The sequence below is a fragment of the Pseudomonas sp. S2_H10 genome, assembly GCF_054668285.1.
Genome location: NZ_CP162754.1, coordinates 2,766,734 through 2,791,399, shown reverse-complemented (window position 1 = coordinate 2,791,399; position 24,666 = coordinate 2,766,734). Strand labels below are relative to the sequence as shown.

General features: G+C 59.5%; 29 protein-coding genes and 1 pseudogene. 22 read left to right on the top strand and 8 right to left on the bottom strand.

The features are described 5' to 3' along the window. Positions 1-32: 32 nt before the first annotated feature. The gene (locus tag AB4O16_RS12405) at positions 33-374 is read left to right on the top strand and encodes a PA4575 family protein (protein ID WP_160385666.1); all 342 of its coding nucleotides are present in this window, start codon (positions 33-35) and stop codon (positions 372-374) included. 6 nt (positions 375-380) lie between these two features. Here the strand turns inward: AB4O16_RS12405 and AB4O16_RS12400 are convergent, their stop codons facing one another. Further along, positions 381-2,210, bottom strand: a complete 1,830-nt coding sequence (locus AB4O16_RS12400) for a hypothetical protein (protein ID WP_460157813.1) — start codon at positions 2,208-2,210, stop codon at positions 381-383. A gap of 171 nt (positions 2,211-2,381) precedes the next feature. Between AB4O16_RS12400 and AB4O16_RS12395 the strand changes: the two genes are divergently transcribed. The 3 genes from AB4O16_RS12395 (at position 2,382) to AB4O16_RS12385 (ending at position 4,019) form a co-directional block, all read left to right on the top strand. Next, complete coding sequence (locus AB4O16_RS12395) at positions 2,382-2,870, top strand: TIGR00645 family protein (RefSeq protein WP_007970904.1); 489 nt, start codon at positions 2,382-2,384, stop codon at positions 2,868-2,870. A 119-nt stretch (positions 2,871-2,989) separates the two neighbouring features. Further along, the gene (locus tag AB4O16_RS12390; protein ID WP_160385664.1) at positions 2,990-3,280 is read left to right on the top strand and encodes a DUF6482 family protein; all 291 of its coding nucleotides are present in this window, start codon (positions 2,990-2,992) and stop codon (positions 3,278-3,280) included. Between the two features lie 121 nt (positions 3,281-3,401). Continuing rightward, on the top strand, positions 3,402-4,019 hold the full coding sequence (locus tag AB4O16_RS12385; RefSeq protein WP_108231230.1) for an FKBP-type peptidyl-prolyl cis-trans isomerase: 618 nt from the start codon (positions 3,402-3,404) through the stop codon (positions 4,017-4,019). Positions 4,020-4,150: 131 nt separating this feature from the next. On the opposite strand, the gene AB4O16_RS12380 is transcribed toward AB4O16_RS12385, so the two are convergent. The 3 genes from AB4O16_RS12380 to AB4O16_RS12370 form a co-directional block, all read right to left on the bottom strand. Beyond that, positions 4,151-4,408, bottom strand: coding sequence for a PA4570 family protein (locus tag AB4O16_RS12380; RefSeq protein ID WP_460157812.1), 258 nt, complete (start codon positions 4,406-4,408; stop codon positions 4,151-4,153). Positions 4,409-4,612: 204 nt separating this feature from the next. Continuing rightward, positions 4,613-4,954, bottom strand: coding sequence for a zinc ribbon domain-containing protein YjdM (locus AB4O16_RS12375; protein WP_034148223.1), 342 nt, complete (start codon positions 4,952-4,954; stop codon positions 4,613-4,615). A 166-nt stretch (positions 4,955-5,120) separates the two neighbouring features. Continuing rightward, the gene (locus AB4O16_RS12370) at positions 5,121-6,089 is read right to left on the bottom strand and encodes a polyprenyl synthetase family protein (protein ID WP_160385663.1); all 969 of its coding nucleotides are present in this window, start codon (positions 6,087-6,089) and stop codon (positions 5,121-5,123) included. A gap of 239 nt (positions 6,090-6,328) precedes the next feature. Here AB4O16_RS12370 and rplU point away from each other — a divergent pair, with 239 nt between their 5' ends. The 5 genes from rplU to AB4O16_RS12345 all read left to right on the top strand — a co-directional run bounded on the left by rplU (position 6,329) and on the right by AB4O16_RS12345 (position 10,088). After that, positions 6,329-6,643 (top strand): 50S ribosomal protein L21, encoded by a 315-nt coding sequence (gene rplU / locus AB4O16_RS12365; RefSeq protein WP_003176051.1) that lies wholly within the window; start codon positions 6,329-6,331, stop codon positions 6,641-6,643. A 35-nt stretch (positions 6,644-6,678) separates the two neighbouring features. Then, the gene (gene rpmA, locus AB4O16_RS12360; protein WP_003205738.1) at positions 6,679-6,936 is read left to right on the top strand and encodes a 50S ribosomal protein L27; all 258 of its coding nucleotides are present in this window, start codon (positions 6,679-6,681) and stop codon (positions 6,934-6,936) included. A 195-nt stretch (positions 6,937-7,131) separates the two neighbouring features. Next, positions 7,132-8,355 carry an Obg family GTPase CgtA gene (gene cgtA, locus AB4O16_RS12355; protein WP_150716722.1) on the top strand — a complete coding sequence of 408 codons (1,224 nt, stop codon included), beginning with the start codon at positions 7,132-7,134 and terminating at the stop codon, positions 8,353-8,355. Positions 8,356-8,492: 137 nt separating this feature from the next. After that, the gene (gene proB / locus AB4O16_RS12350; protein ID WP_150716775.1) at positions 8,493-9,611 is read left to right on the top strand and encodes a glutamate 5-kinase; all 1,119 of its coding nucleotides are present in this window, start codon (positions 8,493-8,495) and stop codon (positions 9,609-9,611) included. A gap of 12 nt (positions 9,612-9,623) precedes the next feature. Then, complete coding sequence (locus tag AB4O16_RS12345) at positions 9,624-10,088, top strand: CreA family protein (protein ID WP_008022496.1); 465 nt, start codon at positions 9,624-9,626, stop codon at positions 10,086-10,088. A 192-nt stretch (positions 10,089-10,280) separates the two neighbouring features. Here AB4O16_RS12345 and rpsT read toward each other — a convergent pair whose 3' ends face one another. After that, positions 10,281-10,559 carry a 30S ribosomal protein S20 gene (gene rpsT / locus AB4O16_RS12340; RefSeq protein ID WP_020798646.1) on the bottom strand — a complete coding sequence of 93 codons (279 nt, stop codon included), beginning with the start codon at positions 10,557-10,559 and terminating at the stop codon, positions 10,281-10,283. A 252-nt stretch (positions 10,560-10,811) separates the two neighbouring features. Between rpsT and murJ the strand changes: the two genes are divergently transcribed. From murJ to ispH, 6 genes are all read left to right on the top strand, one after another. Continuing rightward, positions 10,812-12,350, top strand: coding sequence for a murein biosynthesis integral membrane protein MurJ (murJ, locus tag AB4O16_RS12335; protein WP_160385662.1), 1,539 nt, complete (start codon positions 10,812-10,814; stop codon positions 12,348-12,350). A 130-nt stretch (positions 12,351-12,480) separates the two neighbouring features. Beyond that, the gene (gene ribF, locus AB4O16_RS12330; protein WP_160385661.1) at positions 12,481-13,419 is read left to right on the top strand and encodes a bifunctional riboflavin kinase/FAD synthetase; all 939 of its coding nucleotides are present in this window, start codon (positions 12,481-12,483) and stop codon (positions 13,417-13,419) included. 13 nt (positions 13,420-13,432) lie between these two features. Then, positions 13,433-16,264 carry an isoleucine--tRNA ligase gene (ileS, locus tag AB4O16_RS12325; protein ID WP_460157811.1) on the top strand — a complete coding sequence of 944 codons (2,832 nt, stop codon included), beginning with the start codon at positions 13,433-13,435 and terminating at the stop codon, positions 16,262-16,264. Then, positions 16,257-16,769 (top strand): signal peptidase II, encoded by a 513-nt coding sequence (gene lspA / locus AB4O16_RS12320; protein ID WP_150716718.1) that lies wholly within the window; start codon positions 16,257-16,259, stop codon positions 16,767-16,769. The genes ileS and lspA overlap by 8 nt, the downstream gene beginning before the upstream one ends. A gap of 7 nt (positions 16,770-16,776) precedes the next feature. Then, a complete protein-coding gene (gene fkpB / locus AB4O16_RS12315) occupies positions 16,777-17,214 on the top strand; it encodes an FKBP-type peptidyl-prolyl cis-trans isomerase (protein WP_172435403.1) in 438 nt (145 codons plus the stop codon). A 130-nt stretch (positions 17,215-17,344) separates the two neighbouring features. Next, the gene (gene ispH / locus AB4O16_RS12310; protein WP_160385658.1) at positions 17,345-18,292 is read left to right on the top strand and encodes a 4-hydroxy-3-methylbut-2-enyl diphosphate reductase; all 948 of its coding nucleotides are present in this window, start codon (positions 17,345-17,347) and stop codon (positions 18,290-18,292) included. On the opposite strand, the gene AB4O16_RS12305 is transcribed toward ispH, so the two are convergent. After that, entirely contained in the window at positions 18,261-18,800 is a 540-nt protein-coding gene (locus tag AB4O16_RS12305; RefSeq protein WP_160385657.1) for a GspH/FimT family pseudopilin, read from the bottom strand. The two genes, ispH and AB4O16_RS12305, sit on opposite strands and share 32 nt — an antisense overlap. A gap of 130 nt (positions 18,801-18,930) precedes the next feature. Between AB4O16_RS12305 and AB4O16_RS12300 the strand changes: the two genes are divergently transcribed. From AB4O16_RS12300 to thiO, 7 genes are read left to right on the top strand one after another with little or no spacing between them, the layout of a single operon-like run. Continuing rightward, complete coding sequence (locus AB4O16_RS12300) at positions 18,931-19,404, top strand: GspH/FimT family pseudopilin (protein ID WP_160385793.1); 474 nt, start codon at positions 18,931-18,933, stop codon at positions 19,402-19,404. Then, positions 19,401-19,850, top strand: a complete 450-nt coding sequence (gene pilV, locus AB4O16_RS12295) for a type IV pilus modification protein PilV (protein ID WP_160385656.1) — start codon at positions 19,401-19,403, stop codon at positions 19,848-19,850. The genes AB4O16_RS12300 and pilV overlap by 4 nt, the downstream gene beginning before the upstream one ends. Further along, complete coding sequence (locus AB4O16_RS12290; RefSeq protein ID WP_460157810.1) at positions 19,847-20,554, top strand: PilW family protein; 708 nt, start codon at positions 19,847-19,849, stop codon at positions 20,552-20,554. The genes pilV and AB4O16_RS12290 overlap by 4 nt, the downstream gene beginning before the upstream one ends. A gap of 10 nt (positions 20,555-20,564) precedes the next feature. Then, the gene (locus AB4O16_RS12285) at positions 20,565-21,044 is read left to right on the top strand and encodes a pilus assembly PilX family protein (protein WP_110661952.1); all 480 of its coding nucleotides are present in this window, start codon (positions 20,565-20,567) and stop codon (positions 21,042-21,044) included. Beyond that, positions 21,031-21,411 (top strand): hypothetical protein, encoded by a 381-nt coding sequence (locus AB4O16_RS12280; protein ID WP_160385654.1) that lies wholly within the window; start codon positions 21,031-21,033, stop codon positions 21,409-21,411. Before AB4O16_RS12285 ends, AB4O16_RS12280 begins: the two co-directional genes overlap by 14 nt. A gap of 14 nt (positions 21,412-21,425) precedes the next feature. Next, positions 21,426-21,827, top strand: coding sequence for a type IV pilin protein (locus tag AB4O16_RS12275; protein WP_150716710.1), 402 nt, complete (start codon positions 21,426-21,428; stop codon positions 21,825-21,827). A 54-nt stretch (positions 21,828-21,881) separates the two neighbouring features. Further along, complete coding sequence (thiO, locus tag AB4O16_RS12270) at positions 21,882-22,982, top strand: glycine oxidase ThiO (protein WP_460157809.1); 1,101 nt, start codon at positions 21,882-21,884, stop codon at positions 22,980-22,982. Positions 22,983-22,994: 12 nt separating this feature from the next. Here the strand turns inward: thiO and AB4O16_RS12265 are convergent, their stop codons facing one another. Both AB4O16_RS12265 and AB4O16_RS12260 read right to left on the bottom strand, forming a co-directional pair. Beyond that, the gene (locus tag AB4O16_RS12265) at positions 22,995-24,332 is read right to left on the bottom strand and encodes a sigma-54-dependent transcriptional regulator (RefSeq protein ID WP_460157808.1); all 1,338 of its coding nucleotides are present in this window, start codon (positions 24,330-24,332) and stop codon (positions 22,995-22,997) included. Beyond that, positions 24,329-24,646: pseudogene (locus AB4O16_RS12260) on the bottom strand (hypothetical protein); the annotation flags it as partial. The pseudogene AB4O16_RS12260 and the gene AB4O16_RS12265, both read right to left, overlap by 4 nt. Between the last annotated feature and the right edge of the window lie 20 nt (positions 24,647-24,666).

The following is a 24,666-nucleotide window of genomic DNA, read 5'->3' as shown; positions in this document are numbered from 1 at the left end:
GCTGAATACCGGATCTACCGAGGGTCGCCGCCATGTCGCGCAACCTCTGCCTCACCCGTCAATGCCTGGGCCTTGTGACCCGTATCGAATGTGCCATCCGTCCGCTGGCGGGAGACACCGGCATGTGGACTCTGCTGTTCGCCGCCGGAATGGCCGGTGAACAACCTTCGGCCATCAAGGCCCAAGGCCCGTTTCACGGTCCGTTCGCTGCTGAATCAATCCTCGACACCATCGTTGAAAGCCTGACCCTGCACGGCTACGAGTTGGCCGACGATCCGCAGATCTGGTGCCTGCACCTGCAAGCCCAGTTGCGGGAAATCAACGGTGGTCGCTGCCGTAACGTGGGTGGCTTCGAGTTTCACCCCGAGCATTGAGTCGCACTATTGATCAAGGCGCGTCATGTCGGCCTTGTCGAGTTTGACCTCGTAACCATATTGCACGGTGGCGAGGTCAGTGCGCTGATAGGTTTCCAGGCGCGTTGGCTGCCCGTAGAAGTAATGCACGGCAAACTGCGCCGGGCCCTGTGCGCTCGCGTCATGGCTGACCGATAGAATTTCCTTCAGGTAATTGCCGCTGTCGTCCTTGGCGAAAAAACGCCAGTCCTGGGCAGGAAATGCCTTCAGGTCCACCACCAGTGCATTGCCTTTGAGCTCAAGCCCCTTGGGCAATTGACGGCCTTCGATGGTTTTTTGCTCGACTGTGGCCAGGAACAGCGGCATCGAACCTACCGCGTAGGCCGGCGTTTCTGGAAACAGGTTCAGATCATAAGTGATGGTGCCGCGCAGGGGATCGATCTGGTACGCCTCGGGCGGCAGCTCGATCGGCTCGTCGCGTTTGCCACCCGCGTCTTCGGTAAAGAAACTCACCGGGCTATCACCGGGGTTGAACGATGTGCCCAGCAGTTCATCGTTGAAACTGCGCAAATGAGTGAACTCGATTCGCGCTGCACTGGGGTCATCGACCGACTGATTGATGCTGACGTTCTTTTTCAGTTGATCCTCGCTCAACGTTGCCCCTTTCAGCCAGGTCGCCGCCTGATCGTCATAGACCACCACGGGCAGGTTCAAGGGCTCAATGGCCTTGTCCGTGGTGTCGGCATCGAAGCGCCGGACGGGCAGGTCGAGGTCCTTGCGGGTAACGCTGGCAGCCGAAAAATCCAGGATGTTGACTTCGAGGGTTTCGATGGTCCCGTTGAAGTACACCTTCGAATAGTGTCGAGTCTGCTGTTTCTCAAAAGTGCGTTGTTCTTCGTCGAGTTGTTTTTCCAGTGCCTCGCTCCAACTCTTTTGTTGCTGCATCTTGGCCAACTGCTGCCGATAGAAGGCAATTTGCGCCGCGGCTTCGTTGATCGAGCCTGCGCGCGAGATGTATTGCCCGGTCGTGTCCCTGGCCTGGACGATCAGCGGATTCAGCGGTGTTTCACTGACCTCAGGCGCCAGCGGCGCGCTGTTGTTGTATTCGATTTCCGCGTAGTTGTTCGTCAGCGTGAGCAGGGTAACGCTCAGGTTGTCATTGCTGCGGGTCTGGCCGATGTCCTTTTTCGTCAGGTCGAAACTGTAGAGCCGGCGGGGCGCTATGACTTCGACCTTACCCTGCAGGCTCACGGGCTGCGGCTGCTTTTTCTTGTCGATGTCGAGGCCATCGATGAAGGGGTAGGCGATGGTCAGGTCATCGGGGTTGGTCAGGTTGGAGCTCGATGGGCTGAGTTGAATGCCGGGGTCGGTTTCCGACCATTCCGGCTGGAAGGGGATCACTCGCTTATTGCTCAGGGTGACCGACTGCCATTCCAGGCCATGGGGAAACAAAAACGTGGCGGGAGCGCTGAACGTGAAGGGAAATACCGGTTGCAGGTCGCTCAGGTAGTCGGAGCTGGAGTCCTTTTGCAGCACGAACAACCCGTTGATGTAGGTGTCGACCAGGGCCTGTGGGGTCGGGTAGTGCTTGAGCATGGCGAGGGCGTCTTCGCCGTATTCGGTTTCCAGCGGTTTGCTGTCGAGCTTGAGTTGCGCGCGTTCGAGCAGCAACAGCGAGCCGCCCAGCTCCGACACGGCATCCTTGAGCCGCGGATCCTGGATGGCATCCAGCGACTTTTCGAACTGCGCGGTTTTCTCTGCGAGGCTGACCTGGCGTTTTTCATCGCTGGGTGAGCAGCCGCTTAGCAGTAGCGCCAGGCAAACTCCGGCACTCGTCAAAGGCAATCGCACATCCATTTCCAGTCTTCCTGTCCGATATCACTGAGCGTTCAATGATTTGGACACTAGCAGAAAAACCTTGGCACACAGGCGCAGGTGACGGATTTTTCGACGATTTCTGACTGCTTCTGGGTACGGACGGCGGGCTGGTATACTCGCGACCGTTTACAGCCCAACATGTGAGATTCAATGGAACGCTTTATCGAAAATGCAATGTACGCCTCGCGCTGGCTGCTGGCGCCGATCTATTTCGGTCTGTCCCTCGGGCTGTTGGCGCTGGCACTGAAATTCTTCCAGGAAGTCTTCCACGTCATCCCGAACGTGTTTTCGATGGCCGAATCGGACTTGATCCTGGTGCTGCTGTCGCTGATCGACATGGCGCTGGTGGGCGGTTTGCTGGTGATGGTGATGATTTCCGGCTACGAGAACTTTGTCTCGCAACTGGATATCGACGACTCCAAGGAAAAGCTCAACTGGCTGGGCACCATGGACTCTTCGTCGCTGAAGATGAAGGTGGCCGCATCGATCGTGGCGATCTCGTCCATTCACCTGTTGCGCATCTTCATGGACGCCAAGAACGTCGATCCTGAACATCTGCAGTGGTACGTGATCATCCACATGACCTTCGTGGTCTCGGCATTTGCCATGGGTTACCTGGATAAAGTCACCAAGCACTGATTTCAACTTCTCATTGTGGTGTGCAAAACAGACGGGCGGCTTCGTTTGTGTCTTGTGCTTTGAAGCGCCGAAGCCTATCCCTGTAAGTGTGTTGGCTCGCCATAGCGTGAGGTGCGTTCATGAACCTGCAAGAGTTGAATGCCTATGCCATCGCCGGGAAGGTCGATGAGCTGAACCTGATCTCCATGGAGGGGGGCATTTACCTGCTGGAAGCACGGATGCATGGCGCGGCGTATCCCTTGAGCGATACGCACGGGCACATGATGAACCTGCGTTCGGTGGAGCATGCCCGTGATGTGCTGCGCTCCTTTCCCAAGTTGCATTTCAACCTCGTGCACACGGTCGTGCATGACGAAATGTGCGGGCTGGTTGCCGACGTGGAGGAAAACCTGAAGGTGCCGATCGCCTGACGTCCTTCATCAATCGCATGACATCTGTGCTAGTCTGCTGGCCCTTTTGGTTCCGGGCGCTCCGGGGCGCGCTGTGTACGCACGGCTTGTTCCCGAGTCGTCCGCACAGCGGAGCAGTGTCATGTCCGAAGTAAATCTGTCCACCGACGAAACCCGCGTCAGCTACGGCATTGGCCGTCAGCTGGGCGACCAACTGCGCGACAACCCGCCACCGGGTGTAAGCCTGGACGCGATCCTGGCCGGTCTGACCGACGCATTCGCCAGCAAACCAAGCCGTGTGGGTCAGGAAGAGATGTCCGCCAGCTTCAAGGTCATCCGCGAAATCATGCAGGCCGAAGCTGCAGCCAAGGCTGAAGCGGCCGCTGGCGAAGGCCTGGCTTTCCTGGCTGAAAACGCCAAGCGTGAAGGCATCACCACTCTGGCTTCCGGCCTGCAGTTCGAAGTGCTGACCGCTGGCGAAGGCGCCAAGCCATCCCGTGAAGACACCGTGCGTACCCACTACCACGGCACCCTGATCGACGGCACTGTGTTCGACAGCTCCTACGAGCGCGGCCAGCCTGCAGAGTTTCCGGTTGGCGGCGTGATCGCCGGCTGGACCGAAGCCCTGCAACTGATGAACGCCGGCAGCAAATGGCGCCTGTACGTGCCGAGCGAACTGGCTTACGGCGCTCAAGGCGTTGGCGGCATCCCGCCGCACAGCGTACTGGTGTTCGACGTCGAGCTGCTCGACGTTCTGTAAGCCTGCTGATTACCTGTAGGAGCGAGCCTGCTCGCGATGGGCGTCAACGATTACGCGGCCATTCTGAATGAACGCGGTGTGTTTGAGTTCTTCGCGAGCAGGCTCGCTCCTACAAGGTTTTGTAGCGTTTCTCATATTTCGATCTTGTGGTGCAGTTCACTGTGCGGGCGCAACGCCCGGGCATAGCAGAACAGAAACAGGTTACGCACCAGTTCCTTGAGCACCACCGGCTCGCTGGAGCTCAGGCCGCTGACGTCCAGGTCACCCTGATCCTGCAGTTCACTCAAGGCTTCTTCTTCAAGCACGGCACAGACTTCCCCGGTTTCCCGATGCAGGATCCTGAGGTAAGGGTGTGGGCGGTCCAGCCAGGCATCGATCAAATAAGTCATGGTTCTCATCTCCATTGAAGGTTTGATGAGAATAATTCTTATTCATCAAATAGCAAGGGCCTATTGGCGGATTGCGCTTTTTTCCGGGTAAAGATTGCGTCAAGTCAAAGGGGCTGGCGTTTGGCTATTGCGAGGATTTTACTGGGGGAAGCGGGGAGGGGGAGGTGCCATCCCACGCCGGGCGCGGGATGGAAAACAGCAGGCTCAGACTTTTCTGACGAACTCGGACTTGAGTTTCATCGGTCCAATGCCGTCGATCTTGCAATCGATATCGTGGTCGCCATCGCACAGGCGGATGTTCTTGACCTTGGTGCCGACCTTGACCACCAAAGACGTACCCTTGACCTTGAGGTCCTTGATCACGGTGATGGTGTCGCCGTCCTGCAGGACATTGCCGACCGAATCCTTTTTTACTGCGTCATCGGATGTCGCTTCGGCTTCACCGCTGGCGGACCATTCGTGGGCGCACTCGGGGCAGATCAGCTGGGCGCCGTCTTCATAGGTGTATTCGGAATTGCATTTCGGGCAGGGTGGCAACGTGCTCACTAAGGCTCCTTGGATTCAGGATCGCTAAAAAGCGCACATTATATAGGGTTTTATTGCAGGGAGGTGGGACTGTCGGAGCCGGCTTGCTGGCGATGCATGCGCCTCGGTGTGTCAGGAACACTCCGGTGATGCGATCGCCAGCAAGCCGTCTCCTGCGAAAAGCGGATCAGTGCGTACGCGCGACCGCGAACTCACTCAGTTCAACCAGTGCATCGCGGTATTCGCTGGCAGGCAGCGCGTCGAGGCACTTGATCGCGCGGGCCACGTAATCGCGGGCCAGTTGCGCGGTGTACTCCAGCGAGCCCGAGGCTTCCACGGCTTCGCGGATGCTTTCCAGGTCTTCGATTCCGCCTTTCTGGATCGCCTTGCGCACCAGGGCGGCCTGTTCCGGCGTGCCTTCGCGCATGGTGTAGATCAGCGGCAGGGTCGGCTTGCCTTCGGCGAGATCGTCACCGACGTTCTTGCCCAGGGTTTCGGCGTCGCCCTTGTAGTCGAGCAGGTCGTCGACCAGCTGGAAGGCCACGCCCAGGTGATCACCGAACGTACGCAGGGCTTCGGCCTGTTCCGGCGTGGCCTGGCACAGGGCGGCGGCACTGTGGGTCGAGGCCTCGAAGAGCATCGCGGTCTTGCCGCGGATGACTTCCATGTAGGTTTCTTCGGTGGTGCTGGCGTCACGCACCTTCGACAGCTGCAACACTTCGCCTTCGGCGATGATGCGCGTGGCTTGCGAAAGGATCTTCATCACCGGCATGGAGCCCAGCTCGACCATCATTTCGAAGGAGCGCGAGTACAGGAAGTCGCCCACCAGCACACTCGGGGCGTTGCCCCACATGGCGTTGGCGGTCGAGCGGCCACGGCGCATGCCGGACATGTCGACGACGTCGTCATGCAGCAGGGTGGCGGTGTGCAGAAACTCGATGGTCGCGGCCAGCAGGCGCAGGTCATCGCCTTCGCGACCCAGGGCCTTGCCGCACAGCAGCACCAATAAAGGACGCAGGCGTTTGCCGCCGGCCGAGGTGATGTAATCGCCGATTTTCGAGACAAGCGGCACGCGCGAAGTCAGCTGCTTCTTGATGATGCCGTCGACGGCGCTAAAATCGTCCGCCACCGCGCGGTAGAAAGCTTGGGGTTGCATCAGCGACAGTCGCTCCAGAAGGGTTGCGCGGCATGCTAGGACCCACGTCCGGGCCTGTCAAGGCGCGATGGACGGCCCCTTGCAAGGCGCTCGTGGCTTGCGTACAATCGCGCACCCTGAACTTCCTGGGCAGCACCTGCCTTACGCAATTGCAAACGGGCCTCCAGCCCCATGCAGCCATGCCAGCCAATACCTCTTCTTATAAAGAGCTGGGTGAGCAGGATTATCGGAGAAATACCATGTCTTATGCAGTAATCGTTACTGGCGGCAAGCAGTACAAAGTCGCTCCAGGTGAATACCTGAAGATCGAAAAACTGGAAATCGCTACCGGCGAATCCGTTACCTTTGATCGCGTTCTGTTGGTTGCCAACGGTGACGACGTGAATATCGGCGCTCCAGTTGTTGCTGGCGCTACCGTTGTGGCTGAAGTGATCTCCCAAGGTCGTCACGATAAAGTCCGCATCATCAAGTTCCGTCGTCGTAAGCACCACATGAAGCGTATGGGCCACCGCCAGTGGTACACCGAGATCAAAATCACCGGTATTCAGGCTTAATTTCAGCCTAATTCCTCACTAGGAGAATTGAACTCATGGCACACAAAAAAGCTGGTGGTAGTACCCGTAACGGTCGCGACTCAGAAGCCAAACGCCTTGGCGTGAAGATGTATGGCGGCCAGGCTATCAAAGCAGGCAACATCATCGTGCGTCAGCGCGGCACCCAATTCCACGCTGGCTACGGCGTTGGCATGGGTAAAGATCACACCCTCTTCGCTAAAGTCGAAGGCGTGATCAAGTTCGAAGTAAAAGGCGCCTTCGGTCGTCGTTACGTGAGCGTAATCGCCGCTTAATTGCGCGATCGCTGGAAAAGCCCTGTCTCGCGACGGGGCTTTTTCGTTTGTGGGGTGAGTCTCTTGCAAAGCTGTTTGTATGGGCTGTTGGCGTACGATGTAGGTATCGTGGTTTGGGGTCGCTGCGCTCATTTTTGCAAGAGTCTTATGTCTTGATTGTTTTTCGGCTCGTCCGTATGGCGAGAGGCGTTTGTTATGAAGTTTGTTGATGAAGTATCGATTCGCGTAAAAGCCGGCGATGGTGGCAATGGCGCCATGAGTTTTCGTCGGGAAAAATTTATCGAGAACGGCGGCCCGAACGGCGGTGATGGCGGTGACGGCGGTTCCATCTACATGATGGCCGACGAAAACCTCAACACCCTGGTCGACTACCGTTACACCCGGCACTTCGATGCCGAGCGTGGCTCCAACGGCGGCAGCACCGACTGCACCGGCAAGAAGGGCGAGGACCTGATCCTGCGTGTACCGGTCGGTACTACGGTGATCGACTCTGCCACTCAGGAAGTCATTGGCGACCTGACCAAGGCCGGTCAGAAATTGATGGTAGTGCAGGGCGGCTGGCACGGTCTGGGCAACACCCGTTTCAAATCCAGTACCAACCGTGCGCCGCGCCAGACCACTCCGGGCAAGCCGGGTGAGCAGCGCGACCTGAAACTGGAAATGAAAGTACTGGCTGACGTCGGTCTGCTGGGCTTGCCGAACGCCGGTAAAAGTACCTTTATCCGTTCGGTGTCGGCTGCCAAGCCGAAAGTTGCCGATTACCCGTTCACCACGCTGGTGCCGAACCTGGGTGTGGTCAGTGTCGATCGCTGGAAGAGCTTCGTGGTCGCGGACATTCCGGGTCTGATCGAGGGTGCTTCCGACGGTGCCGGCCTGGGCATTCGCTTCCTCAAGCACTTGGCGCGTACGCGTCTGCTGCTGCATCTCGTGGACATGGCGCCGCTGGATGACGCCAGTGCACCGGATGCCGCTGAAGTGATCGTCAACGAGCTGATCAAGTTCAGCCCGTCCCTGGCGGAGCGTGATCGCTGGCTGGTCCTGAACAAGTGCGACCAGATCCTTGATGAAGAGCACGATGCTCGCGTCAAGGAAATCGTTGATCGCCTGGAGTGGACGGGTCCGGTCTACGTGATCTCGGCCATCTCCAAGCTCGGTACCGAGCGTCTGTGCCACGACATCATGCGTTACATGGAAGATCGCGCCGATCGCCTGGCCAATGACCCGGCCTACAAGGAAGAGCTGGCTGATCTCGATCAGCGCATCGAAGATGAAGCCCGCGCGCAACTGCAGGCGCTGGATGACAAGCGTGCCCTGCGTCGCAGCGGCGTGAAGTCGGTCCACGACATCGGCGACGATGACTGGGATGAAGAAGATGTGGATGACGAAGATGGTCCGGAAATCATTTACGTGCGTGACTGATTCGTTGCGATAAACTTAAGCGCCGCTCAATCGAGCGGCGTTTTAGTATCTGGAAATTGATTGTTGGTCACGAATAACCACGAATAACGTCACGGGCAGTGCCAGGTCGCGCTGCCCTCAAGCTAAGGTTGAAGATGATGCGGAGCAAGGTGACAGGTGCGCAGCGTTGGGTCGTGAAGATCGGCAGCGCTTTGCTGACGGCGGACGGCAAGGGCCTGGATCGCGCGGCAATGGGTGTCTGGGTTGAGCAGATGGTGGCCTTGCATGAGGCGGGCGTCGAGCTGGTGCTGGTGTCCTCCGGGGCGGTGGCGGCCGGCATGAGCCGTCTGGGCTGGACCTCGCGACCCAGTGCGATGCACGAGCTTCAGGCCGCCGCAGCGATCGGTCAGATGGGGCTGGTGCAGGCCTGGGAGTCGAGCTTTGCCGAGCATGGCCGGCATACGGCGCAGATTCTCCTGACCCATGACGACCTGTCCGACCGCAAGCGCTACCTCAATGCCCGCAGCACCTTGCGTGCGCTGGTCGAGCTCAAGGTCATCCCGGTGATCAACGAGAACGACACCGTGGTCACCGACGAAATCCGTTTTGGTGACAACGACACCCTGGCGGCGCTGGTGGCCAACCTGGTCGAGGCGGACTTGCTGGTGATCCTGACGGATCGCGATGGCATGTTCGACGCCGATCCGCGCAACAATCCGGATGCCCAACTGATCTACGAGGCGCGTGCCGATGATCCCGCACTCGATGCGGTGGCGGGCGGTACGGGCGGGGCGCTGGGGCGTGGTGGCATGCAGACCAAGCTGCGCGCTGCGCGTCTGGCGGCCCGTTCGGGTGCTCACACCATCATCGTCGGTGGGCGGATCGAGCGTGTGCTGGATCGTCTCAAGGCTGGCGAGCGCATCGGCACCTTGCTGTCTCCAGAGCGCGGCATGCTGGCGGCGCGCAAGCAGTGGCTGGCCGGTCATCTGCAAACCCGTGGCACCCTGGTGTTGGATGCGGGGGCGGTGACCGCGTTGTCCCAGGGCAACAAGAGCTTGCTGCCGGTCGGGGTCAAATTGGTGCAGGGCAGCTTCCGTCGTGGCGAAATGGTGGTCTGCGTGGCGCCGGACGGTCGCGAGATTGCCCGTGGCCTGGCGAACTACAGTGCGCTGGAAGCGCAAAAAATCATCGGTCAGTCGTCCGAGGCGATTGTCGGTCTGTTGGGTTACATGGCGGAACCGGAACTGGTTCACCGCGATAACCTGATCCTGGTCTGAAGGAATACCTGAATGCGCGTGGCAAAAGGATTGTTGGGATTGCTGTTGGCGATGCCATTGCTGGCCTCGGCCGAGGAAATCGGTCAGGTGTCGACGGTGTTCAAGTTCGTCGGGCCGAATGACCGGATCGTGGTCGAGGCCTTTGATGATCCCAAGGTCGACGGCGTGACCTGCTATCTGTCGCGCGCCAAGACCGGCGGTGTGAAGGGTGGCCTGGGGTTGGCCGAGGATCGTGCCGAGGCGTCCATCGCTTGCCGCCAGGTCGGGCCGATCAGTTTCAAGGGTGAGCTCAAGGATGGCGACGAGGTGTTCAAGGAGCGTACGTCCCTGGTATTCAAGACCATGCAGGTGGTGCGCTTCCTCGACAAGAAGCGCAATACGCTGGTGTACCTGGTGTATAGCGATCGCTTGATCGAGGGCAGCCCGCAGAATGCGGTGACGGCGATTCCGATCTTGCCGTGGGCGCACGCCCAATAACCTGATGTAAATCGAACTCTGTAGGAGCGAGCTTGCTCGCGAGGGACGCATGGGCGACATGGGCTGTCTGGTGCCCCGTGTTATCGTTGACGTCCATCGCGAGCAAGCTCGCTCCTACAGTTTTTTTGTGCTCATCAAATCGCAGGCAATAAAAAACCGACCCTGAGGTCGGTTTTTTAATGAACGAGTCGCTTAGGCAGCAGCGGCAACGTTCAGGGCCTTAACGTGGCCATTCAAACGGCTCTTATGGCGAGCAGCCTTGTTCTTGTGGATGATGCCTTTATCGGCCATGCGGTCGATAACTGGCACAGCCAGAACGTATGCAGCTTGAGCTTTTTCAGCGTCTTTTGCGTCGATGGCCTTAACTACATTCTTGATGTAGGTACGAACCATGGAACGCAGGCTGGCGTTGTGGCTGCGACGCTTCTCAGCCTGTTTTGCACGTTTTTTGGCGGAAGGTGAGTTGGCCACCGTCGAGCTCCTCGAAAGACTTTTTAGGAAATAGCAAACAAAATAGGCCGCGAATCATGCCGATGAAGAGAAGTCTTGTCAAGGGCGCTTGAAACGTTCCGCTAAGTGGTAGGTATGAAGAGGCGGGATATTTATTTCCGGCGCTTGACCTGTAAACTCGCGAGCTTTGGCTCTGTGCTGTTGCGGCGCGGAGTATCGCACAAGTAGGCGCATTGTTCGCCTGCTGTTTATCGACAGGCACAAACTTCTTCCATGAATCTGCTCAAATCGTTGGCCGCCGTCAGCTCTATCACGATGCTTTCCCGGATTCTGGGATTTGTTCGAGACACCCTCATTGCGCGCACATTTGGTGCGGGAATGGCGACCGACGCCTTCTTCATCGCCTTCAAATTGCCCAATCTGCTGCGCCGGATTTTCGCTGAAGGGGCTTTTTCCCAAGCCTTCGTGCCGATTCTTGCGGAATACAAAAGCCAGCAGGGCGAAGAGGCGACGCGCACCTTCATTGCCTACGTCTCGGGTTTGTTGACGCTGGTGCTGGCGCTGGTCACGGCGCTGGGCATGCTTGCCGCGCCCTGGGTCATTTGGGTGACTGCGCCGGGATTCACCGATACTCCGGAAAAATTCGAGCTCACGTCCAATCTATTGCGGGTGACCTTTCCTTACATATTGCTGATCTCCCTGTCGTCATTGGCGGGCGCGATCCTCAATACCTGGAACCGTTTTTCGGTGCCGGCGTTCGTGCCGACCCTGCTCAACGTCAGCATGATCATCTTTGCGTTGTTCCTGACACCGTATTTCGATCCTCCCGTGATGGCGCTCGGCTGGGCGGTGCTGGTCGGTGGCTTGGCGCAGTTGCTCTATCAGCTGCCGCACCTGAAAAAGATCGGCATGCTGGTGCTGCCGCGCCTTAATCTGCGCGATACAGGCGTGTGGCGGGTAATGAAGCAGATGCTGCCGGCGATCCTCGGGGTGTCGGTGAGTCAGATTTCGCTGATCATCAACACTATTTTCGCTTCGTTCCTGGTCGCCGGTTCCGTGTCCTGGATGTACTACGCCGACCGCCTGATGGAGTTGCCGTCTGGTGTTCTGGGCGTCGCGTTGGGGACAATTCTGCTGCCGACTCTGGCCAAGACCTACGCCAGCAAGGATCGCCAGGAGTACTCGCGCATCCTCGATTGGGGCCTGCGCCTGTGCTTCGTGCTGGTATTGCCTTGCGCCCTGGCGCTGGGGATTCTGGCCGAGCCGCTGACGGTTTCACTGTTCCAGTACGGCCAGTTCGATGCCCATGATGCCGCCATGACCCAGCGCGCACTGATCGCTTATTCCGTCGGTTTGCTCGGGATTATCGTGATCAAAGTGCTGGCACCGGGGTTTTATGCGCAACAAAACATCCGCACGCCGGTGAAAATCGCAATTTTCACGCTGGTCGTCACCCAGTTGTTCAACTTGTTGCTGATCGGTCCGCTGGCTCACGCGGGCCTGGCACTGGCCATCAGCGCCGGCGCCTGTCTCAATGCGGGGCTGCTCTTCTATCAATTGCGCAAGCAGCAGATGTACCAGCCGCAGCCGGGCTGGGCAAAGTTCGGCTTGAAGCTGGTGATAGCGGTCTCGGTGATGTCTGGCGTGTTGCTGGCAGGGATGCATTTCATGCCGGCCTGGGGCGAAGGGCAGATGCTTGAGCGTTTCCTGCGTCTGGGTGCCTTGGTCGTTGCCGGTGTGGTGGCTTATTTCGGCATGTTAGTGTTGATGGGCTTCCGTTTGCGCGACTTCAATCGCAAGGCGCTGGGATAGAGGTTCTGGCCTCGATAAACACGGGCGAGCCGGCGGTTTTGTCGGCTCGATCACTTTGGGTTACGGTGTTGCCTGTCGTCGGCCGCCGGGTGTGGTTATAATCGACCACTTTATGAGCAAGAAGCGCGTTATGCAGCTGGTTCGAGGCCTCCACAATCTGCGCCCCCAGCATCGGGGCTGTGTCGCCACTATTGGCAACTTTGACGGTGTACACCGTGGCCACCAGGCTATCCTGGCGCGCCTGCGTGAGCGTGCGCTCGAGTTGGGCGTGCCCAGTTGCGTGGTGATTTTCGAGCCGCAGCCGCGCGAGTTCTTCGCTCCGGAGACTGCGCCGGCCCGTCTGGCCCGTCTGCGGGACAAGCTGCAATTGTTGGCCGCCGAAGGCGTCGACCGTGTTCTGTGCCTGGCCTTCAACCAGCGCCTGAGCAAGCTCAGTGCCAGCGAGTTCGTCGATACCATCCTGGTGGATGGGCTGGGTGTCCAGCACCTGGAGGTCGGTGATGACTTCCGTTTCGGTTGTGACCGGGCGGGAGATTTCGACTTCCTGCTACAGGCCGGCATCCTCCAGGGCTTTACCGTCGAAGCGGCGCAAACCGTCGAGCTCGATGGCATTCGGGTCAGCAGCACGCAGGTCCGCAATGCCCTGGCCGCGGCGGATTTCGCCCTGGCCGAGCGCTTGCTCGGGCGGCCGTACCGAATCGCCGGTCGTGTATTGCATGGCCAGAAACTCGCTCGGCAGTTGGGTACGCCCACCGCCAACATACAACTCAAGCGTCGTCGCGTGCCGTTCACCGGGGTTTATCTGGTGGACGTCGAGATCGACGGCAAGACCTGGCCCGGCGTCGCCAATATCGGCGTGCGGCCCACGGTTCAAGGTGATGGCAAAGCCCACCTGGAAGTGCATCTTTTAGATTTTGCCGGCGATCTGTACGACCGGCGTTTAACGGTGGTTTTCCACCACAAGCTGCGTGAAGAGCAGCGATTCGCCTCTCTGGAGGCGCTGAAAACGGCGATCAACGCGGATGTCGCCGCCGCCCGTGCACTAGCCGCACCTAGCGCCCATCGCTAATGAAGAGCCTTAAATGACCGACTATAAAGCCACGCTAAACCTTCCGGACACCGCCTTCCCAATGAAGGCCGGCCTGCCTCAGCGCGAACCGCAGATTCTGCAGCGCTGGGACAGCATTGGCCTGTACGGAAAGTTGCGCGAGATTGGCAAGGATCGTCCGAAGTTCGTACTGCACGACGGCCCTCCGTACGCCAACGGCACGATTCACATCGGTCATGCGCTGAACAAGATTCTCAAGGACATGATCATCCGCTCGAAGACCCTGTCGGGCTTCGACGCGCCTTACATTCCGGGCTGGGATTGCCACGGCCTGCCGATCGAGCACAAGGTCGAAGTGACCCACGGCAAGAACCTGGGCGCCGACAAGACCCGCGAACTGTGCCGGGCCTACGCCACCGAGCAGATCGAAGGTCAGAAGTCCGAGTTCATCCGTCTGGGTGTGCTGGGTGACTTCGCCAATCCGTACAAGACCATGGATTTCAAGAACGAGGCCGGCGAAATCCGTGCCTTGGCTGAAATCGTCAAGGGCGGTTTCGTGTTCAAGGGCCTGAAACCCGTGAACTGGTGCTTCGATTGCGGTTCGGCCCTGGCTGAAGCGGAAGTCGAGTACGAGAACAAGAAGTCCTCGACCATCGACGTGGCGTTCCCGATTGCCGACGAAGCCAAACTGGCTGCCGCCTTCGGTCTGCCAACCCTGGGCAAGCCTGCCTCGATCGTGATCTGGACCACCACCCCGTGGACCATCCCTGCGAACCAGGCGTTGAACGTCCACCCGGAATTCAACTACGCCCTGGTCGACGTCGGCGACAAGCTGCTGGTACTGGCTGAAGAGCTGGTCGAGTCGTGCCTGGCGCGCTACTCGCTGGAAGGCTCGGTCATCGCGACCACCACCGGTAAAGAGCTCGAACTGATCAACTTCCGTCACCCGTTCTACGATCGTCTGTCGCCAGTTTACCTGGCCGACTACGTTGAACTGGGCGCCGGCACCGGTGTGGTTCACTCCGCTCCGGCCTACGGCGTGGACGACTTCGTGACCTGCAAGAAATACGGCATGGTCAACGATGACATCCTCAACCCGGTACAAAGCAACGGCGTGTACGTGCCGTCGCTGGAATTCTTCGGCGGCCAGTTCATCTGGAAGGCCAACCCGGCCATCGTCGACAAGTTGACCGAAGTCGGTGCGCTGCTGCACACCACCGTCATCGAACACAGCTACATGCACTGCTGGCGCCACAAGACCCCGCTGATCTACCGCGCGACCGCGCAGTGGTTCATCGGCATGGACAAGCAGCCGACCACTGGCGATACCCTGCGCCAGCGTTCGCTCAAGGCCATCGAAGAGACCCAGTTCGTTCCGGCCTGGGGCCAGGCGCGCCTGCACTCGATGATCGCCAACCGTCCGGACTGGTGCATCTCCCGTCAGCGCAACTGGGGCGTGCCGATCCCGTTCTTCCTGAACAAGGAAAGCGGCGAGCTGCACCCACGCACCGTCGAACTGATGGAAGAAGTTGCCAAGCGCGTCGAAGTCGAAGGCATCGAAGCCTGGTTCAAGCTGGATGCCGCCGAGCTGCTGGGCGCTGAAGCGCCGCAGTACGACAAGATCAGCGACACCCTGGACGTCTGGTTCGACTCGGGCACCACGCACTGGCACGTCCTGCGCGGTTCGCACCCGATGGGCCACGAAACCGGTCCACGCGCCGACCTGTATCTGGAAGGCTCGGACCAACACCGTGGCTGGTTCCACTCGTCGCTCCTGACCGGTTGCGCCATCGACAACCACGCGCCGTACCGCGAACTGCTGACCCACGGCTTCACGGTCGACGAGTCCGGCCGCAAGATGTCCAAGTCCCTGGGCAACGTGATCGCGCCGCAGAAAGTCAACGACACCCTGGGCGCCGACATCATGCGTCTGTGGGTCGCTTCGACCGACTACTCGGGCGAAATGGCGGTTTCCGAGCAGATCCTGCAACGCAGTGCGGACGCCTACCGCCGCATTCGCAACACCGCACGATTCCTGCTTTCCAACCTGACCGGCTTCAACCCGGCCACCGACCTGCTGCCGGCCGAAGAAATGCTGGCACTGGACCGTTGGGCCGTGGACCGTACGCTGCTGCTGCAACGCGAGCTGCAAGAGCACTACGGCGAATACCGCTTCTGGAACGTGTACTCGAAGATCCACAACTTCTGCGTGCAGGAGCTGGGTGGTTTCTATCTCGACATCATCAAGGACCGTCAGTACACCACTGGCGCCGACAGCAAGGCCCGCCGTTCGTGCCAGACCGCGCTGTTCCACATCTCCGAGGCGCTGGTGCGCTGGATCGCGCCGATCCTGGCGTTCACCGCCGACGAACTGTGGCAGTACCTGCCGGGCGAGCGTAACGAGTCTGTCATGCTCAACACCTGGTACGAAGGCCTGAGCGAATTGCCGGAAGGCTTCGAGCTGGATCGCGCTTACTGGGACCGCATCATGGCGGTCAAGGTCGCGGTCAACAAGGAAATGGAAATCCAGCGTGCAGCCAAGGCTGTCGGTGGCAACCTGCAAGCCGAAGTGACGCTGTTCGCCGAAGACGCGTTGACCGCCGACCTGGCCAAACTGAGCAACGAACTGCGCTTCGTGCTGATCACTTCGACCGCCAGTGTCGCGCCATTGGCGCAGGCGCCGGCCGATGCCGTGGTCACCGAAGTCAGCGGCCTGAAGCTGAAGATCGTCAAATCGGCCCACGCCAAGTGCGCCCGCTGCTGGCACTGCCGTGAAGACGTCGGTGTGAACCCGGAGCATCCGGAGATCTGCGGTCGTTGCGTCGACAACATCAGCGGCGCTGGCGAGGTCCGTCACTATGCCTAATGCCGTTGGCCGTTTCGGACGGCTGAGCTGGCTCTGGTTGAGCTTGCTGGTCCTGGTCATCGACCAGGCCAGCAAGTTCTACTTCGAAGACAAGCTCCAGATGTACCAGCAGATCGTGATCATCCCCGATTACTTCAGCTGGACCCTGGCCTACAACACCGGCGCGGCGTTCAGCTTCCTGGCTGACAGCTCCGGCTGGCAGCGCTGGCTGTTCGCGTTGATCGCAGTAGTGGTCAGTGCGGTGCTGGTGGTGTGGCTCAAGCGTCTGGGGCGCAACGAGACCTGGCTGGCGGTTGCGCTGGCACTGGTGCTCGGCGGCGCGCTGGGCAATCTGTATGACCGCATTGCCCTGGGCCATGTGATCGATTTCATTCTGGTGCATTGGCAGAATCGCTGGTATTTCCCGGCGTTCAACTTTGCCGACAGTGCAATCACTGTAGGCGCTGTCATGCTGGCACTGGATATGTTCAAAAGTAAAAAGACCGGAGAAGCCGTTCATGACTGAACAGGTATTGGCTGAGCAACGCATCGGCCAGAACACGGAAGTCACCTTGCATTTCGCATTGCGCCTGGAGAACGGCGATACGGTGGACAGCACCTTCGACAAAGCCCCGGCGACCTTCAAGGTCGGTGACGGCAACCTGTTGCCAGGTTTCGAGGCGGCGCTGTTTGGTTTCAAGGCCGGTGACAAGCGTACACTGAGCATCGAGCCGGAAAACGCTTTCGGCCAGCCGAACCCGCAGAATGTGCAGATCATCCCGCGTTCACAGTTCCAGGACATGGAACTGTCGCCTGGCTTGCTGGTGATCTTCAACGATGCGGCCAATACTGAATTGCCGGGCGTGGTCAAAGAGTTCGATGACGCGCAAGTGACCATCGACTTCAACCACCCGCTGGCGGGCAAGACGTTGACCTTTGACGTGGAAATCATTTCCGTCAAAGCGCTGTAAACGTTTTTCTGTAGGAGCCGGCTTGCCGGCGAAGGGTCTCAAGTCTAGCAGTGACTCTGCTGGCCCCTTCGCTGGCAAGCCAGCTCCTACAATTGATCAAATTTCTTGCGCGCAAGACACGAGGCACAGCATGCAAATCAAACTCGCCAATCCCCGTGGCTTCTGCGCCGGTGTGGACCGTGCGATCGAAATCGTCAATCGCGCCCTGGAAGTCTTCGGGCCGCCGATCTACGTGCGCCATGAAGTGGTCCACAACAAATTCGTTGTCGAAGACCTGCGCTCCCGTGGTGCGATCTTCGTCGAAGAGCTGGATCAGGTACCGGACGACGTCATCGTGATCTTCAGTGCCCACGGCGTTTCCCAGGCCGTGCGCAGCGAAGCGGCCGGTCGTGGGCTGAAAGTGTTCGACGCCACGTGCCCGCTGGTGACCAAGGTCCACATCGAAGTGGCACGCTACAGCCGCGACGGCCGTGAATGCATTCTCATCGGCCACGCCGGTCACCCGGAAGTCGAAGGCACCATGGGCCAGTACGATGCCCGCAACGGCGGCGCGATCTACCTGGTCGAAGACGAGAAAGATGTCGCGGCGTTGCAGGTGAACAACCCTGAAAAGCTCGCCTTCGTAACCCAGACCACCTTGTCGATGGACGACACCAGCCGCGTTATCGACGCGCTGCGTTCGCGCTTCCCGGCCATCGGTGGACCGCGCAAAGACGACATTTGCTACGCCACGCAAAACCGCCAGGACGCGGTCAAGCAACTGGCCGACGAGTGCGACGTGGTGCTGGTGGTCGGCAGCCCGAACAGCTCCAACTCCAATCGCTTGCGCGAATTGGCTGAGCGCATGTCCACGCCGGCGTACCTGATCGACGGTGCCGAAGACCTGCAAAAGAGCTGGTTCGAAGGCGTCGAGCGTATCGGCATCACCGCTGGTGCATCCGCCCCGGAAGTCCTGGTGCGCGGCGTGATCCAGCAGTTGCAGGCCTGGGGTGCTACCGGCGCCGATGAGCTGGCTGGTCGCGAGGAGAACATCACGTTCTCGATGCCTAAGGAACTGCGCGTTCGCTCGCTGACCTGATTTTTTGCCTTGCTTCGCATAACGGATGCGCGGCCTTGTCGCTGCGCAGGCTGACGCGACCGGTCCGTGCCAACACCACTTGATGTTGGCTCACCGGTTCGCGAACTGCGCAAATGTGTAATGTCCCGCCAATCAGTGACTCGCCCTGACCTCTGAAGCGTATTGAGCTTTCGACCGGGCCGTTTCCGACAATCGACACTCGTGCGTTTCCCTGGCGTTCGGCCAGCAGTGGATTGTCGCTGTCCATCTCCCCCTTGCCGCTGATATCCAGAATCATCCGCCAGCCGTGGCTCCAGTCACCATTGATGCTGTGAATCACCACGGCCTGGTTGCGCACGATGGCTTCAGTGCGAGCGGTGCGAATACCACTGAACAGTGCCTGTGCCGCTTGCTCCCGCTGGTTTGACTCGATCAGCGTTGCGAACGCCGGACTGACCAGTTGCAGAACAATTCCTGTAATTGCCAGTCCCATGAGCAGTTCGATCAGGCTGAAGCCTTGTTGCCGCATGACATCTCCCTCCGTGGCGTGCTGTGGCTCGCGCAATCCCTGCGCGCGAAATGGCAACGCAAACGCACCGCATCGCTCGAATGTTGTGCCGCGCAAATGCAGGTATAGCCGAAGGAAACAGAAGGCCCCGATGGATCATCGTACAAAAGGTTTCACGCTGATCGAGTTGCTGGTCGCGATCGCGATCCTTCTGGTTTTGCTGACGCTGGCTGTCCCGGCGTTTACCCGCTCGACGCAAACTACGAGGGCTGACACCGAAATCGGTGACCTGCGACGAGCGCTCAATTTCGCCCGGCTCGAAGCCATCGAACGGGGCAATGCCACGCGCGTGCGCCCGACGGCCGGCGCAGATGCCTGGAGTGGAGAGCTGGCGGTCTATGACGGTACTGGCGTTTTGGCCAATGTATTACGGGTTATTCCGGCGATGAGCAGCGGCGCAACTCTGACGCTAACCTCAGGCGTCACGGCCATCGATTTCAACAGTATGGGCGGATTGTCATCACCGTCTTCGGAGGTCGTGATCAGCTATGGGCGGGGGACACAAAGCAGAACGCTGGCAGTGTGTTTGAACGGACGAATTCTATTGGGCGGAAGTTGCGGATGACGGCAGGGATGCAAGGCACGCAAAAGGGCATGACGCTGATCGAAGTCCTGGTGGCGTTGGTCATTCTGGGAGTGGGGTTGCTGGGGGCGGCGGCGTTTCAGCTCAATGCGCTGAAGTATACGGATAGCGCGCGCATGGCGAGTCAGGCCAGCTTTATCGCCTACGACATGCTGGACCGCATTCGCGCCAATGCCGCTGCGGACTACACCATTGCGCCGCCGGCTTCGGGCAATCCGGATGTCACCCGGGATCAGGACCTGTTCGATTTCAATTCCAACATTGTCAGCTCACTCGGCGCCACCGCGACGGGCAGTGTCACCGTCAATCAGCAGCTGTACACCATCACCATTACCTGGGACGACTCACGGGCTGCGAATGCTGCCGACTCGCGGCGCAACTTTGTCCTGACCAGCCGCACGGCCATCGATCCGGTGGCGGTCCCGTGAGTCGCCGCAGCAGAGGTTTTGGCCTGGTCGAGTTGCTGATCGCCCTGGCACTGAGCCTGATCGTGGTGCTGGGCGTGGTACAGGTTTTCATTGCGGCCAAGAACACCTATCTCAGCCAGAATGCGGCCGCGAACATCCAGGAGGACGCACGTTTTGCGTTGAGCAAAATGATTCAGGAAATCCGCATGGTCGGGATGTTCGGTTGCCTGGAAACGATCACCGATGCGAGTAAGAAGCGCGATTTCCATGCCAGTCAGCTAACGCCGATTCGCTGGGACAATGGCGGCCGCAAGTTGACTCTGGTGACGACGGATGTGGGTGGCAACGGCAGCAGCCCGGACTGGACCGTTCTTTCCGATTGTCGAAGCCATTCGACGGCCTACAGCAAAAGCCGGACCCCGGTGGCAGGGGAACTGGCCTTTCCGATACGGCAGCTGACTTACAGCTTCAGCAACAACCAACTGCTCCTGAAGGGAGGGGATGCCAATCCACAGGTACTGGTGGACCACGTGGAGGCGTTTGACGTGAGCTTCGGCCTGGCCAGCACGGCCACTGATCTGGCGGCGTCCCGCTACAACAGCAACCCGCCGGACCCTGCGCTGATTCGAAGCGTTCGCCTGAGCCTGACCCTCACCGATCCGAACCACCGGGTGAGCGATCAAACCTTCAACGTGGTTGCCGCTCTGCGCAATCGCTTGCCATGAGGGGGTGCCGATGAATCGCTCTCCCATGACGTATTGCACCCAGCGCGGCATGGCGTTGCTGGTCAGTCTGGTGTTCTTGCTCTTGTTGACGCTGATTGGTCTTTCATCGATGCAGAGTGCCACCCTGCAGGAAAAAATGGCCGGCAGCGTCGCCTTGCGCAACCAGTCATTTCAGAGTGCCGAAGCCGCATTGCGGGTGGGAGAAAGTACGGTGCAAAGGGACAGTTATGCACTTCCTGTTTGCAGCGGCATCATTCAATGTGCACCGCCCTCCGAGTCCTCGAGCATTACCGCTGCCGGTTTCAACGCCTCTTCCGGAGTGACCTGGATTGCCTCGGGCAATGGCTTTTACGGGGTGCAAAACATCGGCGACAGCCGGGGTGCGGTGAATGTGCCCATCAATACCCAGGCGACCTTGTATCGGGTGACGGCAGTCGGCATCGCGGGTCACTCGCGCAGTGTGGTGGAGAGTATCTATGCGAAGTACTGAGCGACTGTGGTCAGCACTGGTGGGTATCGTGGTCGCGCTTGGCCTGTCGGCGCACGCCGCCGCATCAGCGGATTCGCCAGCGCTGAACCGGCCAACCTGCCTGGCGAATGGCAACTGGTACGGGTTCTACCACGGCAATCAGGGCTTGAAAGCTGTCTGCCTGAAGCTGCCCGAGGCGATCAGCGTTAAGATGCTCGACAGCAACGAAGATGGCGTGGTCGACAACGTCGACTCGCTGTCCGAAGGCGTGATCTTTGTTGGAGAGCATTCAACACAGGACGCCAGCGACAATTCCGCTGGCGACGATAGTCCGGGGATGGAAAAATCCGGCGGCAGCCGTCGCATCATGTGGCGACAAATACAGTAAGTGAGAGTTGAGGCATGCGTAGTTCCAACCGCGGTTTTACCCTGATCGAAATCATGATCGTGATTGCGATCATCGGGATTGTCATGACCATTGCTGCCCCGAGTTTCACCGAGTACCTGAACAAGGGCCGTCGCGCAGAGGCAGCCGGTCTGCTCTCGGAGCAGGCGCAGATCCTCGAGCGCTTCTATTCGCAGAAAAATGTCTACACCGATGCGACGGGCCTCAGCGCCGGCAATGATTACTACAGCATCACACCGACCCTGACCGACCAGACCTTTGTGCTGACAGCGGTGCGCAAGCCTGACTCGAGCATGGCCACTGACAAGTGCGGTGATCTGACCATCACCAACACGGGTGTCCTGGGCATGGTCAACGCAGAATCCGGCCTGACCAGCAAAGACTGCTGGGGGCGCTGAGTTTTTTTCGGGTGCCTGTTGCACCCTCTGTCTATTTAACGATTGGATCAGAACATGACCAGGCAACAGCAAGTGGTGATTGTCGGCGGTGGCGTTATTGGTTTGCTGACGGCCTTCAATCTCGCGTCCGAAGTGCAAAGCGTTGTGCTGCTGGATCGCTCGAACGTCGGCCAGGAATCGTCCTGGGCCGGTGGCGGCATCGTTTCGCCGCTTTACCCGTGGCGCTACAGCCCGGCGGTCACCGCGTTGGCGCACTGGTCACAGGACTTTTATCCACAGCTGGGCGAGCGCTTGTTTGCCGCCACCGGCGTTGATCCCGAAGTGCACACCACCGGTCTGTACTGGCTGGATCTGGATGACGAGGCTGAAGCGCTGGCATGGGCCGCCCGGGAAAATCGTCCGTTGAGCGCGGTGGATATTTCGGCAGCCCACGACGCCGTGCCGGTACTGGGCAGCGGTTTTTCCAAGGCGATCTACATGGCCGACGTCGCCAACGTGCGTAATCCGCGTCTGGTCAAATCACTCAAGGCCGCATTGCTGGCGCTGCCGAACGTGACGATCCATGAGCAGTGCGAAGTCAGCGGGTTTGTTCGTGACGGCAATAAAATCGTCGGCGTGCAGACCGCCACGGGTGCTGTCCCGGGCGATCAGATCGTCCTGACGGCAGGTGCCTGGAGCGGTGATTTGCTCAAGCTTCTGGATCTGACGCTGCCGGTCGAGCCGGTGAAAGGGCAGATGATTCTCTACAAGTGTGCGGCGGATTTCCTGCCGAGCATGGTCCTGGCCAAAGGCCGTTATGCCATTCCCCGGCGCGACGGGCACATACTGATCGGCAGCACGCTGGAGCATGAAGGCTATGACAAGACCCCGACCGCGTCGGCCTTGGAAAGCCTGAAGGCGTCCGCGGTGGAGTTGATCCCGGCACTGGCCGATGCCGAAGTGGTGGGGCATTGGGCCGGGTTGCGTCCGGGATCTCCCGAGGGCATTCCTTACATCGGCCCGGTGCCGGGGTTTGACGGGCTCTGGCTCAATTGCGGGCATTACCGCAACGGGCTGGTGCTGGCGCCGGCGTCATGCCAGTTGTTTGCCGATGTGATGCTGGGCCGGGCACCGATTATCGATCCGGCGCCTTATGCGCCTGCCGGGCGGATCTGATTTCAGAGGTCGTCAATCCAGTCCCAGCTTCTTGAGCCTGTAGCGCATCGACCTGAATGACAGGTTCAGCCGCTGGGCCGCCGCCGTGCGGTTCCAGCGGGTTTCCTCCAGGGCCTGGAGCAGCAGTTGGCGTTCGACATTTTCCAGGTAGGCTTCCAGATTGTCGATCAGGGTCAGGTCCGGCACGCCAGCTTCGGCACCACTGCTGCCTTCGGCCAGGCGCAGGTCGCCGGCTTCGACCTGATTGTTCTCGCACAGGGTGTGCGCCCGTTCGAGCATGTTTTCCAGTTCCCGCACATTGCCCGGGAAGCGATAGCTTTTCAGCGCATCGAGGGCTTGGGGGTGGAGTCTCGTTGCCGGTTGACCCGTATCGACGGCCAGGCGCTTGAGTATGTGGCTGGCCAGCATTTCGATGTCGTCACGACGCTCGCGCAGGGGCGGCACCCGTAGTTCGATCACGTTCAGGCGGTAGTAAAGATCATGGCGAAACCGCCCGGCGGCGACTTCGGCGCTCAGGTCCTTGTGCGTGGCGCAAAGAATGCGCACATCCACCGCGACTTCCTGCTGCCCGCCGACGCTGCGTACGGCTTTCTCCTGAATGGCCCGCAGCAGTTTGACTTGCATCGCCAGCGGCAGGTCAGCCACCTCGTCGAGCAGCAGGGTGCCGCCGTGGGCTGTCTGGAACAGGCCGGGTTTGTCCTCGATTGCGCCACTGAAACTGCCTTTGCGATGACCGAAAAACTCGCTCTCCAACAGTTCCGAGGGAATTGCCGCGCAGTTGACCGCAATGAACGGTTGATTGGCGCGGGGGCTTTGATCATGGATCAGGTGCGCGACCAGCTCCTTGCCGCTGCCGGATTCTCCGCTGATGTAGACCGTCGCATGGCTGCTGGCCAGCTTGCCGATGTGTTTACGCAGGTTGCGCATGGGTAACGAGTCGCCCAGCAAGCGACGATCGATGCCGGCCCCGCGCGCGGGAAGCAGCAGGGCGCTGGTGACCAGTTCACGCAGGCGCGTCAGGTCCACCGGTTTGGTCAGGAAGTCGAATGCCCCGGCCTTGAGCACATTGATTGCGGTTTCGAGGCTGGCATAGGCGGTGATCATCGCCACCTGGACCTGAGGGTGGCGTTGCTGGATGTGCTGCACCAACTCCAGGCCAGTGCCGTCCGACAACTGCATGTCGGTCAGGCACAGATCGAAGGTTTCGCTCTTCAGCAAGGATTGCGCTTCGCCGACGTTGCGGGCGTTGAACGTCTCCAGTTTCATCCTTCCCAGGGTGATTTCCAGGAGTTCGCGTATGTCTGGTTCGTCATCGACGATCAAGACTTTTTGTCGTGGTCTGGTATTCAACGTGGGTTCCGTCCGTGAGCAAAGGTCATGCAAAAGCAGCCGCTTTCCTGGCGTGCCTTGAAGTCTAGGCGGGACAGAATGCTTTCGCCCGGCTGGGCGGACAGATAAAGCCCCGGGCCCTTGATATGAAGGGCGGGGGCTTTGTTATCGAGTATTTCCAGTGGTTTCAGGACGACCCGTAGCGGCGACATTTGCGCGCGACGCTGCAGGTGCAGGACGTTTTCGATTACCCGGTTCATTCGCAGAGAAGAGTCTTGAATAATCTGCGTCAGACGTCGATCGACGCCTTTCAGTTCCTTGGGCGCGCGCGATAGTCCTCAATCTGCCGGTATTT